At 63.5% G+C, this 17,183-nt stretch carries 16 protein-coding genes and 1 pseudogene; 1 reads left to right on the forward strand and 16 read right to left on the reverse strand.

Annotation, left to right across the window (positions count from 1 at the left end; genetic code table 11):
- Positions 1 to 123: 123 nt before the first annotated feature.
- The 10 genes from fhuB to PVE73_RS19415 all read right to left on the reverse strand — a co-directional run bounded on the left by fhuB (position 124) and on the right by PVE73_RS19415 (position 10,068).
- On the reverse strand, positions 124 to 2,130 hold the full coding sequence (gene fhuB, locus PVE73_RS19370) for a Fe(3+)-hydroxamate ABC transporter permease FhuB (RefSeq protein WP_277363805.1): 2,007 nt from the start codon (positions 2,128 to 2,130) through the stop codon (positions 124 to 126).
- A complete protein-coding gene (locus tag PVE73_RS19375; protein WP_277363806.1) occupies positions 2,123 to 3,007 on the reverse strand; it encodes an iron-siderophore ABC transporter substrate-binding protein in 885 nt (294 codons plus the stop codon). The genes fhuB and PVE73_RS19375 overlap by 8 nt, the downstream gene beginning before the upstream one ends.
- Entirely contained in the window at positions 3,004 to 3,807 is an 804-nt protein-coding gene (locus PVE73_RS19380) for an ATP-binding cassette domain-containing protein (protein WP_277363807.1), read from the reverse strand. The genes PVE73_RS19375 and PVE73_RS19380 overlap by 4 nt, the downstream gene beginning before the upstream one ends.
- Positions 3,801 to 5,936 carry a TonB-dependent siderophore receptor gene (locus tag PVE73_RS19385; protein WP_277363808.1) on the reverse strand — a complete coding sequence of 712 codons (2,136 nt, stop codon included), beginning with the start codon at positions 5,934 to 5,936 and terminating at the stop codon, positions 3,801 to 3,803. The genes PVE73_RS19380 and PVE73_RS19385 overlap by 7 nt, the downstream gene beginning before the upstream one ends.
- Positions 5,937 to 6,067: 131 nt before the next feature.
- The gene (locus PVE73_RS19390) at positions 6,068 to 6,928 is read right to left on the reverse strand and encodes an AraC family transcriptional regulator (RefSeq protein WP_277363809.1); all 861 of its coding nucleotides are present in this window, start codon (positions 6,926 to 6,928) and stop codon (positions 6,068 to 6,070) included.
- 190 nt (positions 6,929 to 7,118) lie between these two features.
- Entirely contained in the window at positions 7,119 to 7,697 is a 579-nt protein-coding gene (locus PVE73_RS19395; RefSeq protein ID WP_277363810.1) for an HdeD family acid-resistance protein, read from the reverse strand.
- A 158-nt stretch (positions 7,698 to 7,855) separates the two neighbouring features.
- On the reverse strand, positions 7,856 to 8,275 hold the full coding sequence (locus PVE73_RS19400) for a DoxX family protein (RefSeq protein ID WP_277363811.1): 420 nt from the start codon (positions 8,273 to 8,275) through the stop codon (positions 7,856 to 7,858).
- A 39-nt stretch (positions 8,276 to 8,314) separates the two neighbouring features.
- Positions 8,315 to 8,632 (reverse strand): hypothetical protein, encoded by a 318-nt coding sequence (locus tag PVE73_RS19405; protein ID WP_277363812.1) that lies wholly within the window; start codon positions 8,630 to 8,632, stop codon positions 8,315 to 8,317.
- A gap of 37 nt (positions 8,633 to 8,669) precedes the next feature.
- Positions 8,670 to 9,023 carry a hypothetical protein gene (locus PVE73_RS19410; RefSeq protein WP_277363813.1) on the reverse strand — a complete coding sequence of 118 codons (354 nt, stop codon included), beginning with the start codon at positions 9,021 to 9,023 and terminating at the stop codon, positions 8,670 to 8,672.
- A gap of 136 nt (positions 9,024 to 9,159) precedes the next feature.
- Positions 9,160 to 10,068, reverse strand: coding sequence for a LysR family transcriptional regulator (locus PVE73_RS19415; protein ID WP_277363814.1), 909 nt, complete (start codon positions 10,066 to 10,068; stop codon positions 9,160 to 9,162).
- Positions 10,069 to 10,162: 94 nt separating this feature from the next.
- Here PVE73_RS19415 and PVE73_RS19420 point away from each other — a divergent pair, with 94 nt between their 5' ends.
- Positions 10,163 to 11,050, forward strand: coding sequence for an aldo/keto reductase family oxidoreductase (locus tag PVE73_RS19420; protein ID WP_277363815.1), 888 nt, complete (start codon positions 10,163 to 10,165; stop codon positions 11,048 to 11,050).
- Between the two features lie 31 nt (positions 11,051 to 11,081).
- On the opposite strand, the gene PVE73_RS19425 is transcribed toward PVE73_RS19420, so the two are convergent.
- The 6 genes and pseudogenes from PVE73_RS19425 to PVE73_RS19450 all read right to left on the reverse strand — a co-directional run bounded on the left by PVE73_RS19425 (position 11,082) and on the right by PVE73_RS19450 (position 17,181).
- Entirely contained in the window at positions 11,082 to 11,720 is a 639-nt protein-coding gene (locus PVE73_RS19425; protein ID WP_277363816.1) for a DUF2865 domain-containing protein, read from the reverse strand.
- 714 nt (positions 11,721 to 12,434) lie between these two features.
- The gene (locus PVE73_RS19430; protein ID WP_277363817.1) at positions 12,435 to 13,337 is read right to left on the reverse strand and encodes a hypothetical protein; all 903 of its coding nucleotides are present in this window, start codon (positions 13,335 to 13,337) and stop codon (positions 12,435 to 12,437) included.
- Between the two features lie 47 nt (positions 13,338 to 13,384).
- Complete coding sequence (locus tag PVE73_RS19435) at positions 13,385 to 14,038, reverse strand: hypothetical protein (RefSeq protein ID WP_277363818.1); 654 nt, start codon at positions 14,036 to 14,038, stop codon at positions 13,385 to 13,387.
- Between the two features lie 446 nt (positions 14,039 to 14,484).
- Positions 14,485 to 16,065 (reverse strand): annotated as a pseudogene (tssI, locus tag PVE73_RS19440) (type VI secretion system tip protein TssI/VgrG); the annotation flags it as partial.
- Positions 16,058 to 16,339 carry a hypothetical protein gene (locus PVE73_RS19445; RefSeq protein ID WP_277363819.1) on the reverse strand — a complete coding sequence of 94 codons (282 nt, stop codon included), beginning with the start codon at positions 16,337 to 16,339 and terminating at the stop codon, positions 16,058 to 16,060. The gene PVE73_RS19445 and the pseudogene tssI, both read right to left, overlap by 8 nt.
- A gap of 365 nt (positions 16,340 to 16,704) precedes the next feature.
- A complete protein-coding gene (locus tag PVE73_RS19450; protein ID WP_277363820.1) occupies positions 16,705 to 17,181 on the reverse strand; it encodes a type VI secretion system tube protein Hcp in 477 nt (158 codons plus the stop codon).
- Positions 17,182 to 17,183: the final 2 nt, after the last annotated feature.

A 17,183-nucleotide genomic window follows, 5' to 3' on the forward strand; every position in this document is an offset into this window, starting at 1 on the left:
GGCGGCAGTGCGCCGCCGGAGGCGCGCTCTGTTCTAAAGCACCATTTCCCCGTTGGAAACCGTTCTGCCGTTTGTGTGGGGGCAGCCTCGGTGGACGAACGGCCACGCGTGGCGGCGGAGCCATCAGCCGGCGCCGGTGCGTCCCATAAGGCCGTCGCGGCCCCGGCCGAGAAGCCAGACGAGGTAAGGACCGGATAGAAGGGCAGCGAAGAGCCCAACCGGCATCTGGTAGGGGAATGCCGCCATACGGCCAAGCCAGTCCGCCGCGACCATCACGCCGCCGCCGATCAGGATCGCCGCAAGAAGATGCGCAGTGCCCGTGGACAGCCCGATCCGGCGGGCGATATGCGGCGCGACGAGTCCGACGAAGCTCAAGGGCCCGACCAGGAGGGCGGCGGCCGCCGTGAGCAGGGCCGAGGCCACCAGGAGAACAGCGCGGCTATGCCGTACGGGAATACCCAGCGCCGATGCGGGGCTGTCGCCCAAGGGCAGGATCTCCAGCCAGCGGCGGGCGAGTGGCAGGGGCAGGATGAGCAGAACGGCGGCGCAGCCGGCAAAGGCGACGTCCCTCCATGTCGCATCGTTGGTGGAGCCGCTCAGCCAGCGCAGCACCGCGTAGGACTGGACGTTTCCCATGGCGATGACCGAGGTGAGAACGGCGCTGCAAAGCGCCCCCATGGCCACGCCGGCAAGGAGAAGATGGCTGCGCCCGAAGCGGGCCTTGGCCGCGATCGCCAGCATGACGGCGAGGACGACGAGCGCGCCGAGCACGGAAAATCCGAGCTGCAGCGGCAATCCGGGAGCGCTGAAGAGAAAGAGCGCCGCAGTGAGCCCGACGCCGGCGCCTGCGCCCACCCCCAGCACCTCCGGGCTCGCGAGCGGATTTCCCGTCAGGCGCTGCAGGACCACTCCGGCGGCGGCGAGCATCGCACCCGCCGCGCCAGCGACCGCGACACGGGGGCCGCGCCATTGGGCAAGGTCGGCGAAGAGCCCGCCGGTCGCCACCGTCCAGCCTTCCGGGCCCCGGCCGAGCATCAGGGCAACGACGACAGCGCCCGCGGCAAGCAGGGCGAGAAGCGCGATGCGCCGCGACGGGAACGCGGCGCGCCAGGCTTGCCCCGCGGCATCCCCGAGCTGCGGCCGAGCCAGCATGGAGAGCCGCGGCAGCATCCACAGGAGCAACGGCCCGCCGACCAGCGCCGTGGCGGCCCCCGTTGGGATGCGCTCCGCGCCCGCTCCGGAAAAGAGCTGCACCATCCCGTCGGTGAGCCACAAGAGAAGCGCGCCCACGAGCACGGACCCCGAGGCGAGTTGCCGCGGCGTACGCGCCCCGCCGAGGCGCGCCAGGGCGGGAGCGGCGAGGCCGACAAAGCCGATGACGCCGAGCTCGGCCGTGACGGTGGTCGCAAGCCATACGGCAAGCCCTATCACCAGGAGGCGCGTGGCGGTGAGCGCCAGGCCGAGGCTCCTCGCGTTCGCATCGTCGAGGCCCAGGATCGTGAGCGGCCGCAGGAGCAGCATGGACACTGCGCCAACGATGGTGAAGACCGCTCCGATGAACAGCGTGGAGCCCCAGCCCTGCTGCACCAGCGAACCCCCGCCCCAGATGAAGAGCGAGAACATGTATTCGCCATTGGCGAGGATGAGCGCAGCACTTGCGGCGGAAGCCGTGAGCGCGACCATCATGCCGCCCAGAAGCACGGAAACGGGCTCCAGTCCGCGCCGCCAGGTGAGCGCCATCACCACGCCCGCAGCGACAGCACCGCCGCAGAGCGCCACGCCGGAACGCGACCAGGCCATGGACGCCGGCAGGTAGATGGTCGCCGCAGCCATGGCAAGCTGCGCGCCCGAGGCGATGCCGAGCGTGGTCGGCTCCGCCAGCGGGTTGCGCAGCACACGCTGCAGAAGATAGCCGGAAAGGCCGAGCGCGGCACCCGCCACGAGCGCGACCGAGATTCGCGGCAATGTGCCGTAGAGCAGCATCACCCGATCAAGCTCGGAGATGCCTTGTCCGGACGCGAGGGACGGGAATTCTCCACGCCCTGCCACCTGGAGGAGCGTCAACATCGCCGCGAGGCAGAAAAGCCCGCCCCACAGCAGATGGTTGCGGGACAGCGCCCTCTCAGCCATGGCCCGGCTCCATCGCCTTCGCCAGCAATTCCGCAAATCGCATGGCCGAGGGAAGGCCGCCGAAATGGTTGACCGGCGGGATCACACATACGCGCCCTTCCCGCACCACGGGCAGCGCGTGCCAGAGCGGGTTTTCGAGAAGTCCCGGCCCCGCGTCGGGCGGGATGGGCTCGACGATCACGACACGCGCCTGCGGAACCCGCGCCAGCGCCTCGAAGCTCACGGGCGCCGCCGCCGAGTAGCTCGTGTCGGCTTGCCAGGCATTGCGGAAACCCAGCCGCACCAGCACGTCGCCGATCATGCTGTCGGGGCCGAAAGCGCGGAAGTGGCGCGCATCGCCGATGCTGATGACGAAGACCGGCCTGTCCGTGAACGGCTCCAGAAGCTCCGCGCAGCGGGAGATCGTTCCGGCACTGCGCGTGATGAGGTCTTCGGCCTGCTGTTCCCACCCCGTGGCGGTTCCGACGGTCCGCGCGGCATCTTCCGCAAGCCCGTAGGTGGGGCTCCCCGGCAGATAGACCGGAGCGGAGATGACGGGCGCAATCCGCTCCAGAATCGGCCGCTGGGTCTCGTAAAAGTTGGAAGAGAGGATCAGGTCCGGCCTGCTGAGGCGCAGCATCTCGTAGTTCGGCATGCCGCGAAGCCCGATATCGGCGGTGGCGTCGGGAACGGCCGGCTCCACCACGACCTTGCGGTAATGGATGAGTTCGGTCGCCGCGACCGGCACGATGTCCATCGCGAGCGCGGTCTCGAGCATCGCCCAGTCGATCGCCGCCACGCGCCTGCCCTCCGCCGCCCGCACCAGCGGCGATGCGGCGGCACATGCGCCAGCCGAGAGAGCAAGAAAAGCACGCCGGTGAAGCGGAAGGCGCGTCATTCCACATAACCTATGGGCATGCCGGTCCTCGGATGCGCCAGAACCCCCATATCGATACCGTAGATGCGGGCAAGCACTTCGCCCCGCATCACCTCAGGCGGCGACCCCGCGGCGACAATGGCACCCTCGCGCAGAGCGAGAACCATGTCGCACATGCGTGCTGCCATGTTGATGTCGTGCAGCACGATGATCGCCGTCACGCCGCGGCTCGCCGCCATCTCCCGCACGAGCGACAGCATCTCGACCTCGTGGGCGATGTCGAGCGCCGAGGTCGGCTCGTCGAGCAGAAGGCAGGCCGCATCCTGCGCGATCATCATGGCGAGCCAGGCGCGCTGGCGCTCGCCGCCCGACAGGCTGTCGACCAGCCGCCTGCGCATGTTGGCGAGGCCTGCCGCAGTCAGCGCCTCCTCCACCTTCTCGGCATCGGTTTCGCTGAAACGACCGAACGCTCCGTGCCAGGGAAAGCGGCCGAGCCGCACGAGTTCCTCCACCGTCAGCCCTTCCGCTGCCGGCGTAAACTGCGTCATGTAGGCGACACGTCTTGCGAAGGACCGCTCGGAAAAAGAGAAGACATCGTCCCCCTCGAAGAGCACACGGCCGAAGGCGGGCCTTTCCTGCCGGGCGAGCATCCGCATGAGGGTCGACTTGCCCGATCCGTTCGGGCCGATAAGGCCGTGGATCCTGCCGCGCTCGAAAACGGCATCGAGCGGGCCGACGATCCGGCGCCCGCCCGCCGAGAAGCCCAAGCCTTCGAGGCGATAGAGAATCTTGCCGCGTTCTGCCGGGCTTTCCGTCACCATGTCGCGTGGAGCTTCAGCTTGATGGAGCGCCCTTCGCCGTAGGCGCAGCTCAGCGCGCCCTGGCAGCCGGCCACGAACTCCTTGTCGAAGAGATTCGTGACATGGAGATCCGCGCCGAGATTGCCCCTCTGGTAGCCGATCCTGGCGTCGAACAGCGTGGCGGAGGGGACCTTCATCGTGTTCTCCTCGTCGGCCCAGGACGAGCCGACATAGCGCATGCCGCCGCCAAGTGTCACCCCGTAGAGGGGACCTTCGTCGAAGGTGTAATCCAGCGCGAAGGAGGCCTGCTCCTCCGGGATAAGGTAGGGCGTCTTGCCGATCAGGGTGGGATCGTCGTCCGCCTTGGTTTCGAGATCGAGCAGGGTCAAGGCCGCGCGCGCCTGCCAGTTGGCGGTGAGGTTGGCCTTGGCCTCGAATTCGATGCCGCGTGAGTTCACCTCGCCAATCTGTGTCTCCATATTGAAGGGGCCGGTGACGACGTTCTGGCGCGTCAGGTCGAACAGTGCCACCGTAAAGAGACCGTCGAACCAGGTCGGCTCGTATTTCAGCCCGACCTCGTACTGATAGCCTTCCTCCGGGTCGAAGAGGTCGCCGGTCGCCGTCGTGCCCAGGAGCGGGTTGAAGAAGGTCGACACGCTCGCATAAGGCGTGAGGCCGTTTTCGAACCGATAAGCGAGGCCGGCGCGGCCGCTCCAGGCACCCTGGGAATCGTCGAATTCCGAAGTTCCCTCCGATTCCGTGGTCACATAGTCATAGCGGCCGTTGAACGTGGCGATCCATCCGCCTCCGAAATGGATCTGATCCTGGGCATAGAACCCGACCTGCTGCTGTTTGAGGTCCTGGTCGATATAGGCCGAGCGCACGCCCTGCGGCGCTCCGTAGACCGGATCCGTCGCGCTGATCGGCGTTGCCGTTCCGGACATCTGCACCTGGTCCATGTCGAAATATTTGTAATCGAGGCCGAAGAGCAGGCGGTGCTCCAGCGCGCCGGTTTCGACCCTTCCTTCGAGCTGGTTGTCCACGAGGAAAGATCGCGTCTTCGTCCGGTGCTCGAAATTGATCCTTTCCAGGAGATTATCCGGATCGGACGGGGTGTCGGAGAAGCCGAGATAACCGTAGGCATAAGGTGCGATCTCGTGCAGGTCAGCATAGCCCGCGCGAGCGTTCTGCCGTACCGTCCAGCCGCTGTCGAACTTGTGCCCGAACTCGTAGCCCAGGGAAACCTGCTTGCGCAGATAGGTGTCGATGTCAGGCTCGGTGAAGTTCGCATCGCGAGAAATCTTCCCGAACGGCGCATCCACCACCGTGCCCACATAGGGCAGGAAGCTGCCGCCATTGTGGATCCCGTCGATATAGGTGAAGTTGCCGAGAACCGTCAGGCTGGTGGCATCATCCGGGGACCAGGTGAAGGAGGGTGAGACCGTGCCGCGGAAACCTTCTTCGAAATCCGTGTAGCCGTCGCCGCCGGCGATCCGGCCGACCAGGCGGGCGGCCATCTGCTCGTTAACTCTATCCTGCAGGTCGAAGCCCAGGAAGGCCGTTCCCGCATCGGTTACGCCGGTCTCGGCGTAAACCCGCCGCTCACCCGTCGGGCGCTTGCTGACATAGTTGACCAGACCGCCGGGATTGCTGCCGCCATAGAGCACCGAAGCCGCGCCACGCAGGACTTCGACGCGCTCCAGCGTGAAGCTGTCGATGTAGAAACCGCCGAAGCCGTAGCTGTAGAGCTGAAGCCCATCCTGGTAGATGCCCGTTTGTGTCGCCTCGAAGCCGCGGATGTAGATCCAGTTCGTGTCGCGGTCGGGGCCGAAGGGCTGGGCGAAAACGCCAGCAGTGTAGCGCAGCGCCTCGTCCGCTTTCGTCGCGCCGAGATCGTCCATCTCTTCCCGGCCGATGACGGAGACCGACTGGGGAATCTCGGCAAGCGGCGTATCGGTCTTCGATCCCGCCGCCGTTCGTTCGGCCACATAGCCATCGACCGGCCCCGCGGCGGTCTCACCTTCGCCTTCGATCTCGATGCGCTCGAGCCATGTCGTCCCGCGTACCTCCTGCGCGAAACCACCATTCGCGAACGTGACCGCAGCGACGCTCCCCAGAAGAACCAATCTTGCTGTACCGGAAATCCTCATTGACGCTTTCACCTTGGGCGGCGCGGACCGATATGGTCCGGCTACATAAGATGAGCGTTTAACTCAAGTTCAGGAAGGCAGGATTGTACGTTTTTTCGCCCGATTGAACGAAACGCATGCATTCGGCAGGATCACGCCTTGTGTTCACGCTGCCATGCGGCGGGTGTCGAGCCGGTGAACCGCTGGAAGACACGCGTGAGATGGGCCTGGTCGGAAAACCCCATCTCGACCGCGATTTCCGTCAAGGATATCTCGCCCGTGGAGAGCAGTGCCTTCACGCGCTCCACGCGCCTGCGCAATTGCCAGCGGTGGGGCGGCAGGCCGGTCGACGCCTTGAACACCTGCGAGAAGTATGAGGGTGAAAGGCCGACCAGATCGGCCAATTCCTGCAGCCGGATGTTCCTCGTGCAGTTGTCGTCGATGAACCGGGTGACGCGGCGCAGCTGGTGCGCCGCCAGCCCTCCCCCGTGGGGCTCAGGCACCGCCCCGCCGCCCATGGCCGCCAGAAGGGCAGCGACAAGGCTCCGCTCGTAGAGCGGATTGCCCGCATCCTTCCGGTCACATTCCATGGCGAAGAGCCGCGCGAGCGCCATCAGGCGCGAATCGGAAAAGGTCAGGCGCGGTGCGTTCCAGGCGGCCTTGCTCCCGCCCGGGAAGCGATCCGGGATGGCCTGGAGATCAAAGTGGATATCGAGGTGCTTGAGCCTTCCGCCGCCATTCATACGCGACCAGAGCGGCATTCCGGCGGGAACGAAGCACATCGGACGCTCCCGGCCGAGCGTGGCGCACGGTTCCCCCATTGGGGAACACATGAGATGGATGGACGCATCCGCCTGCGTCTCCAGAAGGACGAAGAGGCGCGGCGCGTGCGAGACATATTCCCCATTGGCGTCGTCCGTGCACTCGACATCCCATACGTCGGCGATGAGGCCGGGCCAGGCCTTCCAGCGCAAGCCGCCCACGACAGTGATGCCACTGATACGAGATTCCATCCGAGGGTGAAACATGGCCGGGATGCACCATCAGGCGATTCGGAGGCGAAGCGATCCGGGCAGGATTGGCGCCAACCGGCGGCATTCGACCAAGGATCACTGGCATAAGACACACTCGGTCGTCACAGATCAAGCGTCAAACGCGGGCCTGCTCCACAGCATCGGCTGAGTGCCGTTGACCCCAACCCGGTCAACCAGGCGCGTGCCGTACGCTCCACGCCAGATATGCGATGGCCGCTCCCACGCTCACGAGCTCAAGACCGAGCAGGAGGCCGACGAGCCAGACCGCGGTAACCGGCATGGCGGCCCACAGAACCAGCGAGAGGAGAACGCCGACGATGCCGCTCGCAAGCACCCAGCCCCATTGCGGGAAGGGCCTGATGGTCAGCGCAAACACGATCTTCGAAAGCCCCTCCACCATGAAGAAGACGATCAGAAGCAGGGTCACCGTGAGCAATCCTTGGGCTGGATCGCGCAAGAACAGGAAACCAATCAGGACCGCCAGCACGACGGAGATGAGCTGCAGCCAGAAATTCGGCACATGCCGCGCACCGATGAGGCCAAGCCCCTGCAACACACCGCTGACGATGAGAAGCCAACCGAGCGACACGATGACCGCTGCCGAAGAAACGATCGGATAAATAATCGCGAAAATACCCGCCACGACCAGCAGCACGCCCTGGATCAGATACCAAAGGGAATAGCGCTTCACCGTCTCCCGCATTGCCTGGCGGAACACTTCCGCAGCAGCGTCCAAAGACATCACCATGGCCCCCCCCTTTGCAGAGCGTATTACAGTTTAACGGGTTTCTTCGGATTTGACGATCCGACGCTGCCGGGTTTCATTCGCCTTTACCACTCGGCAGGGACGGAGTGCTTCCGCGTATGGGCGGGAGCGCTCACCGTCCTTCTCGATTGAGCTTGCCGCTACGAAGTCGTCTGCGCCTCCACGCTCCGTCCCGCCATCAGATGGTCGAGGCTCCAGGGGCCTGGGCCTGCAAAGGTGAGATAGAGGAAAATAAAGCAGTAGAGGATCGCACTGTCCCCGCCATTGAGGACTGGAAAGAAACTCTGGGGCGCATGCCCCATCCAGTAGGCGACCGCCATTTCCCCGGCGAGGATGAATGCGACGGGTCGGGTGAACAGTCCGACGGCGAGCAACGCGCCGCCGACAAGCTCGAGGGCGCCTGCGATCCAGGGCAGCGAGAAGACCTCGGGACTGAACTCGCTGGCCGGGAAGCCGAGCAGCTTCTGAGAGCCGTGCTCGAAGAACAGAAGTGCCGTGACGATGCGCAAGATGCTGAGCATGCGCGGAGTCCAGGCAGACCAGGCGCCGTTGGTATTCATCAATATATGCTCCTTTTGGCTTCGTTTGTCTTCTGCCGCTCACGCGGTGCCGGCAACCGGTGTGGAGGCAAGATCCTCCGCGCGCCGCATCCGGCACGCGGTCACGAGCGCCATGCCCAGGATCTCGATATCGGACGGCTGGTGCGGGCACCAGCCACATGGGCAGGCGCGCGGACCGGAATGCGCGTCGGCCGCCTCGCAATAGATCGAACCCACCGCCTGCGCGGCGAGACGCAGGACGGCCATCGGCGGCAGGCCCGTCTTGTCCATGACGTGGCAGAACTCCTTCGCCATCGCCGTACGGATATGCGCCTCGGCCTCCTCGAGGCGACGCTCTGTTTCGTCTGTTAGGGACACGCGGCAATCTCCGTTCGGGTATGTAACCAAGGGTGGGTCACGCGAAGCGATTCCGATCGGCAGAGACCTGGCGGGATTTCGGCGAGTCTGCTTCCAAGACAAAGGCTCGCAGCGCATCGCGCGCTTCGTCAAACCGGCGCATAAGTGCGAACAACACTTCCCGATCCTGCAGATGCGCCTCGTAAAGGACGGCGAAGGCACCGCTGGTGGTATCGAGGGGGCCGGGCGCTTCGTTCGCGCGCCTCAAGCTCTCGGCGGCAGCCCGTTTCGCTTCGTCAAGACGGAATTTGAGCCTGTCCACTTCCGCTACCAGTTCATTGCGGCGGTCCAAATCCTCCCGTCGCTTCCCATCAGGGAAGGGGTGTCGTTCGATCGACGTGAAATGCATCATACGACCAACTCCTGGCAGCCCCCGCCCCCTTCGGAAATCATCCGGCCCGAGCACCGCAACGACGCCGCGCCGGACACACGCATCCTGTTGTGAATACTTTACCAGAAAAGTCAAGTTTAAGTGCGCGCCGATCGAATCATGTCCGGCCGGCCGATGCTCTCACAAAATCGATGAACGCGCGCAGCGGTGCCGGTACCAGGCGCCGTCCGGGGTAGTAGAGGAACGGGCCGGAGAAACGCTGCCACCAGGGTTGGAGAACGGGTTCGAGGGTACCGTTGTCGAAATGCGGGCGCAACCAGCCCTCGAACAGCCCCACAATCCCCAGACCGGCGATCGCCGCTTCGACGGCGAGGTCCGTCGCCCCGCCTGCCTCCACGACCAGCGGTCCCGAGGGATCGACCCGCACCTCCTCGCCGTCCCGCTCGAACTCCCACGGCGGCATCGCGCCGCTGGGAAAGCGGTGGCGCAAGCAGGCATGGCCGAGCAGATCGCGAGGGTGTTCCGGCCGGCCATGGCGGTCGAGATAAGCGGGCGATGCGCCGACGGCATAGCTTTGCACGCGCGGGCCGATCGGCACCGCGATCATGTCCTGCTCCAGCCGCTCCTCGTAACGGATGCCGGCGTCGCACCCGGCGGCAAGCACATCGACGAAACTCTCCTCGGTCATCACCTCCAGCCGGATCTCCGGATAGGCGGCGAGGAAGGGCGGAACGATGCGGGGCAGCACCATCCGCGCCGCACTGACAGGCACGTTGAGCTTCAGCGTGCCCGCCGGCCTGTCGCGAAAGCCGTTCACCACGTCGAGGGCGACATCCACTTCGCTCAAGGCCGGCCCGAGCCGTTCCAAAAGCCCCCTGCCCGCTTCCGTGGGAACGACGCTGCGCGTCGTCCGGTTGAGCAGCCTGACGCCCAACTGAGCCTCGAGACGGCGGATCGCCTCGCTGAGGCCCGACGCGCTGCGGCCGCTCCTGCGCGCGCCGTCGCGAAAGCCCCCGGCGCGCGCAACCGCCACGAATGCACTGAGATCGCCAAGGTCGACCTTCATTGTTCGCCCTTCCGCACAACCTGTCCTGATTGTGACCTGTTATCGTGAAGGCGGGCAAGCTCTATCTCTGCTTCGTCCTCAAAGGAGATTTATCATGCCCAGCATCGACCAATCCGGCACATTCACCCTCGGAGAGCGAACCGTGAAGCGGCTCGGCTACGGAGCCATGCAGCTCGCCGGCCCGGGCGTGTTCGGCCCGCCGAAGGACCATGGCGCGGCGGTGGCCGTGCTGCGCGAAGCGTCCGCGCGCGGGGTGAACCACATCGATACCAGCGACTTCTATGGGCCGCATGTTACCAACAGGCTGATCCGGGAGGCACTAGCCCCGTACCCCGACGACCTCGTCATCGTCACGAAGATCGGGGCCCGCCGCGGCGAGGACGGCTCGTGGCTTCCCGCCTTCGCACCCGAAGAATTGACGCGGGCGGTTCACGATAACCTGCGCAATCTTGGCCTCGACGTGATCGAGGTGGTCAATCTCCGCATCATGTTCGACACGCACGGCCCCGCGGAAGGCTCGATCGAAGCGCCGCTCACCGTCCTGGCCGAACTCCAGCAGCGGGGGCTGGTGCGCCATATCGGGCTCAGCAATGCAACGCCCAAGCAGGTCGCGGAGGGACGCAGGATCTGCAACATCGCCTGCGTGCAGAACCATTACAACCTGGCGCATCGCGACGACGACACCCTGATCGACGATCTCGCCCGCGATGGCATCGCCTATGTGCCGTTCTTCCCGCTCGGCGGTTTCAGCCCGCTGCAGTCGTCCACCTTGTCCGGCATCGCCGCCCGCCTCGGGGCGACCCCCATGCAGGTGGCGCTTGCCTGGCTGCTTCGCCGTGCGCCCAATATCCTTCTCATCCCCGGCACCTCGTCTCTCGCCCACCTGCAGGAGAATCTGGCCGCGGCAGAGCTGGATCTGCCGGAGGACGCGCTCGGAGAGCTGAACAGTATCGAGGACATCGGCTCGGCGCCCGAAGCGTAGACAGGAATGCTTGCTGGCGGGCTGGCCCGGATCATTCCTCCGGCGCCTTGCCCGGAGCTGCCACTTGCGCGGACGCGGCGTCTTCTCCTTCGCCGCGGATCGAGCTCACCGGGCTGGGATCGGGAAGCGCCTCGCCGTCCGCCTCCACATATACAACCCTTGGAGGACGTGCCGGAATGGGAATGACCACATTCATCATGCTCGAAACGGTTGCTTCCCGAGCGCGCAGCAATCTGGACCGCTCGTGATATCTGGCAAAATTGCATCCCTGGAAAGATTGAACGCCGCGATAGCGGAAAGCCGCCGAAAGTTCCTGGTATGGCTCGCCGTTAGCAGCGGAAACCATTTCATGGGTTTCCAACGAGGCGTTGTTCAGCACGTACACGCCCATATCGGCGTCTTCGCAAATGAACCTGCAGCGATCGAGCGTGTTGTCCGCGTGATCAACGCCGACGAACTGCGAGTTAGGCGCGGGAAAATAGTAGCCGTCGGTCAGGCGCACGCAATAGAGCAGCGCTGACTTGCGGGATTTCGATGGGGCTCTCGGCGGCTTCTTCGAAGCGGTTCGGCTCCCCTTCGAAGCGGCTCGGCTGGCCTTGGAAGCGGTTCGGCTGACCTTCGAAGCGGCGCGGCTCACGGTTTTTTTGGCGGACTCCGTCTTCGTCCCCATGCATCCCATGGCCTCCAACCTGGCACGCAGCGCGTTCACGCGCCCCGGTTGAACGCGCCCGAGCGAGCTGATCTGCCGCTGAATGCGCGATCGCTTCTGCGCCAAATCCCGACAGGGGTTGAAAATCCCCTTCCATGTCGCCCCCGAGGAGCACTGACGCTGCTGCTCGAGCGCACGGATGGCAGAGAGTTGGCGCATCAGTCGGGAGGCGGCAGGATTGGATGGGACGCTTTCTCGCTGCGCAGCGCGCAACGCCTTCTGTACGGTGGTACATGTTTCGGCATGGGCAAGCTGCGGAGCCAACGAGCAAACCAGCCATACGCATCCGACAACAAAGCGGAGGGTTACCACCCTGCTCGCTGGAAAGAACTGCCGGCGTACAGGCGACGGGCGTGCTTCGCGGGGCTCCCGCGCCGGAACGCTTGAATAATAGTGCTGATCAAACATGAAGGGGCGCGATGGTTACGTTGATGGACAGGCAGACTTCGGGAGGAACACTCCCGATGGATTCACGCGCCCCCGCTGTATCGGAAACTCCGACCTCCAACCAAACGAACAAACTTATGCTGGATATTTGACCCGGACGTATTACCGCCGCGTAAACGGGTTATCCTACCCGCTATCTTTGTTCTTATACTTTGTTTCATAAGGATACGGCTCGCTACAGCGCTTGCCGGTGCTTCCAATATAGACCCGGATCGACCTGAGGGGCCTTCAATCCAGGGAAGATGTGATCTTGATGATTTCGATCTCGAACTGCCGCGTCTTCGCGTCCGCATCAAGCGGACCCGCCTCCAATATCTGCGGCAGCCTGTCGGTCGCGCAGGGAAGTCTCCCAACTTCCGCCGCCAGCGCGAAGCCGCGCACGAGGCGCATTACGTTGTCGTAGACAAAGCCGTCTCGATGAACGTCGACAAATTTCTGCACCGCGGCATGGACACGGACGTGCAGCATGTCCTTGAAATCCAGATATCCGGAATATCTGGACGCGTCTATATCGCCGCCTGCGCGGCGCATGTTTGCGGGAAGCCCGAGGAAGTTCCTCGACCCTCCCTCGAACACTTCACACAACGCGTTTAAAACGGACAGCTCCACCACCCGCTCAAATATCGGCAAATCCGGGCCATATCTCGCATCGGCCCCCAAGGCCACCGGCACGAGACCTCTCGGCTCACTCCTCACCAGTCTTTCCCCCTGCTTCCTATAAACAGCGCGAGAGCAAGCGCCAGTGGAACCGGAAGCCGCGGAGGCCCGAGCCCCGCGGGCCCCTATCACCACTTCGGGATCGAAGGGATTGGACGAGGTGGCAGACCCCGTGGCGCAGAGTTCAACCAATGGCTCCGCCAAAGCGCCCGTGAAATCGTCAAGTGCGCCGCCAATAAAATAGAAATCATCGTCGGAAACTAAGCCGTCGTCGATCTTGGAGAGAAATTCTCCGTCCTTCCTGTCCAAGTCGACAACGATCCCGACCGTGCAAGGGAATCTAGCGCCTCTGAAGGACACGAGATTGATGAGGCCGCGTGTTCCCTGCATGGATTTATATACATCATAGGCTTCGACGGCGTTCATTATCATGAGGAATTCACTGTTCACGGCCGCTGCGTCCTCATCAATCACCGGACCTCCGGATCGGCTGCCCGAAACACCGGCCACACGCACCGGGATCATCCAATGTCGATTTTGGCGCCGTTTATCCGCACGCCGCTCGAAGAAAGCTTTACCTCGCTGCCGCCAAGGGAAAGCGTGACCTCACTCGAAGTAATCTTCAAACTGGCTTCCCCGACGGACAATTCGATGCTGTCAGGCTTCTGGCTGTGTGTGGTTTTCCCACACGTCATCTCGAATTTCTTTCCAACCTCCTCTTTCTTGGTTTCGCACTTCTCCTCCTTCTCACCCTTGTAGCACTTTACCGTCTTGGCTTCGTGATGCTTATACACGGTCGAATAGTTATACTCATGGACCTCCCCATATTCGTATTTCGTCGTGCAGCCATTCCTGTAGTGAAACACATCACCTATGGAATAATGGCTCTGAGATCCGTTGAAGTATGACGTCTCCGTCCCTGTTCTCGTAATCAAGAAAACACCGCGGCTCACATCTGTAATCACACCCGTGAAATAATCTGTCTCAATAGAGTTCACTACACTTGATTTTATTCCATTAAAATAATCCGTTTGTGTCCCAATCTTTGCTGAATTGAAAACACCAATGGATATGTCATTCCTAACTCCGGAATAGAAACCATTGTCGATCCCGTCGGTGAAATCGTTTCTGATCCCAATCGAAACAGAATTTTTTACGGCTTCAGTGTCTGACATAGCCGTTTTCCTTCTACCCGCGTTTAACTTGCATCAACCTTCGAGGCCCCGCCGGTAATGCTTCCACCGCAGGACAAGGAATCTCCACGCCGAGCCACTGCCCGACCGCCACAACTGGTGCTGCCCGCCCCGTGGGCGATGGTGCAGCCGCAGCCGGTGGGATCACCCACTCTTGCTATCCCCCTGCCTTCCGCCTGGTGGCTTGCACCGCTCACAATCGTGCTTCCGCCCCTTTTGCAGGAGACGCTGTCGCCGATACGGGCGATTTCGGGCATAGTGGGCCCTCCCTATTTTCGGATCTTCGTTTTCTCAACGGGGGCGTCCTTGGCGTGCCTCAAGAGCGCTTCGACGCCTTCCTGCAGCGACGGCTCCCACCCGCGGGAGAGCGATGCCAGGCCGGCGATGCTCGAGATCAGGTGCCCGTAGCCGTCTCCGACGATCTCGTAGGAGCGGCGGTTGACCATTTCGAGCTTGTCCCGCTGGGCATGGATGAAGATTTCCTCCCGCCCGTTTTCATCTTCGAAGCTCAGTTCGTTGAATCCCTCACCCTTGTGCGTGTTCGTGCGAAACACGCTTTTCGTTTTGTTCGCGGGCAGCGTGTAGGGGACGGTACTATCCGGGTTGGGCACGACACCGGTCACCAGGGGCCGGTCCGGGTCGCCATCCACGAAGGCCACCATCACTTCCATGCCGACACGCGGAATGATCTGCCCGCCCCAGCTTCCGCCGGCCCAGTTCTGCGCCACGCGGACCCAACACGTGTCCGTGCCGTCCTTTCGCGCCCGCCGGTCCCATGGAAACCAGAGCTTGACGCGGCCGTAGGAATCGGTGTGGATCTCCTCTCCAGACGGTCCGGCGACGATCGCCACCTGCGTCCCTCCGATCCTTGGCCGCCGTGTGGTCCGGTGCGGGGTCAGCGGTACGTGCGCGGGCACGGCTTCGAACGCGTTGTGGTATTCGAGGCCTTCCGAATTCGTCTCATAGGAACGGTCAGCGACGAAGTGGCGGGCAGCCACCACGACATGTTCCTCATAGGCCGTGTCCGGGTGCGCCACTTCATAGGGCGTGAAGCGCCGCCCGGCCTCCAGGACCCGCGACGTCGATTCGCCGAACACACGCTCGTGGTCGGCCTCGCTCGCCTGCATCCTGAGCTTTTCCGCCCGCTCGGCCGCTTCGATCGACAGGGCGCGCGCGGGGAACTCGTAGAGCTCGCGCTTGCTCGCCTCCGGCAGCCCCACGAGTGACGGCATCGTCGTCCCCGGCACCATCTTCGGCGTCTCGAAATTCCAGTCCGCCCCAGCACGCCGCCCAGAGACATAGGCGTAGCGGCGGTGCCATGCGGTGATGTGGTCGCGGTCGGACGAGCCCTGGGCCAGCCGCACGCGGCCTTCTCCTTGCGCCGCTGGCGAGGGCGGCGCCCAGGAACCCGCGCTGTCCGCCAGATGAAGCCTGTGGCTGCCTTCCACGTGGCTGAACCAGAAGAACAGACCGTCCTCCTCCAAGCGCCGCTGGAGATAAGCGAGGTCGCTCTCGTTCCACTGCACGGAGTAAGGCTGCGCCGGCGGCCGCGCGATCACCCCGGAGACATCCGGCGCCGGCAGGCCATGCTCCGAGAGCAGTTCCTGAACGATATCGAGCGCGGTCTTGTCCTTCCATATCCGGCAGTCGGAGCGGCGCGACAGCAGCCACAGTTGCGGCCGCAGGACCAACGCATAGGAGCGCAGCCCCCGGGTGACGGGCGGGCCCTCTTGCAGCTCCGCGACCAGTCCATTGAAGGGCCGGCGAACCGCATCGTCCTCGTCTTCGCCCCGCTGTATCTCGAGCGAGAGATCGACCAGGCGGCCGATCAATTCCTCCGGCTTCACGTCCCGCTTGGCGCGCACCGAAAGCTCGATCTCGAACAAAGACGATACGCCTTCGGTGATCACCGCACGTTCGGCAAGAAGCTGGTCCTCACCCAAGGGAGAAGCAACTTTCAATATGCGGTTTGCCTGGATGAAATCCGCGGCAAGCTGTCGGTCATCCATTGGAGCCTCCGTAAAGCGGACGATACCGGCCGGTTTCAAAAACGCGCCGTCCAACAAGATAGGCGTGCTGCAATCTGGGCGGGCCGGCAGCCGGCTCGGCGTAATCGAGAGGAAGTAGCTTCTCTTCGGGTATGACCGTGCCGATCTCACCGAGTGTCGATGCCGTGCCGAGCAGATGGATATCACGCGGCAGGAAACTCCGATTCTCGGCCGAACCCATGGCGATATGGCTTACCCGAACAACAAGGACGGAATGGTCTTTGCGCTCGAGCATCTCGGCGATCCCTGCCTCGTTCCTCTTCAGCCAATCCGTCAACCACCACGAAAGCAAACTTCTGTTGGTGCCTTCCATTCGTCGAGAGCCTGCAGCATGCCCGTAGGCTCGACTGAAATGCAGAGGGAAACGATCGCGCCTGTCAGCCTCAGGCGAGCGGTCGAGCGATGGCTCATATTCTCTCGCCCGAAGACGCAGGAGTTCGGATCCGCATAGGGACCACGCCTGCAGAAGGTTCGTGGAAACAGCAATGTCCGGCATGAGAATGCCCTCATAAAGCCCCCGCCAGGATCGCGTGCAGCGTTTGCGCCTGTGCCAGGAAGCGGGCACCGCCTGCATGACGGTGCCCTCCCTCGCCGCCAGCCTCACCCCGCTTTGGTGGTGGCCAGATCGTAGGAGGCGATCATCGGCGATTGCGGCGCATGGTTGTCGTCGTAGGGCGTGTACTTCACCTCCATCTTGGTGAAGTTGAGCTTGATCGTCTCGATCGGCCGGTCGCCCGTCGAATCCACCGAGTAGCTCGCGATGAGCGTGTTGGTGAGGGTGTATTCGATATAGGTGGTGCCCGGATTGCCAGTCGTGACCATGTGGATCAGCACGCGCTTTCCAGTCCGGCCGGAGCAGGCTTCCTGGAACAGCTTCGTCGAGGACGAGTCGCTCACTTTCGTCAGCACGACTTCCGAAATGGAAGGCTCCGATGCCTCACGGTTGGCGGCAGATCCTGCCGAGGTCTTCATGTTGCGGGAGACGTCCCAGTGGAGGGCTTCGATATCCATCCACTTGCGATGCTGCTCGTGGGTGGCGTCACCCTGGATCCCGTCGATTTGGAGGTAGATCGGCATGC

It is taken from the genome of Chelativorans sp. AA-79 (assembly GCF_029457495.1).
In the GTDB taxonomy this organism is placed as follows: Bacteria; Pseudomonadota; Alphaproteobacteria; order Rhizobiales; family Rhizobiaceae; genus Chelativorans.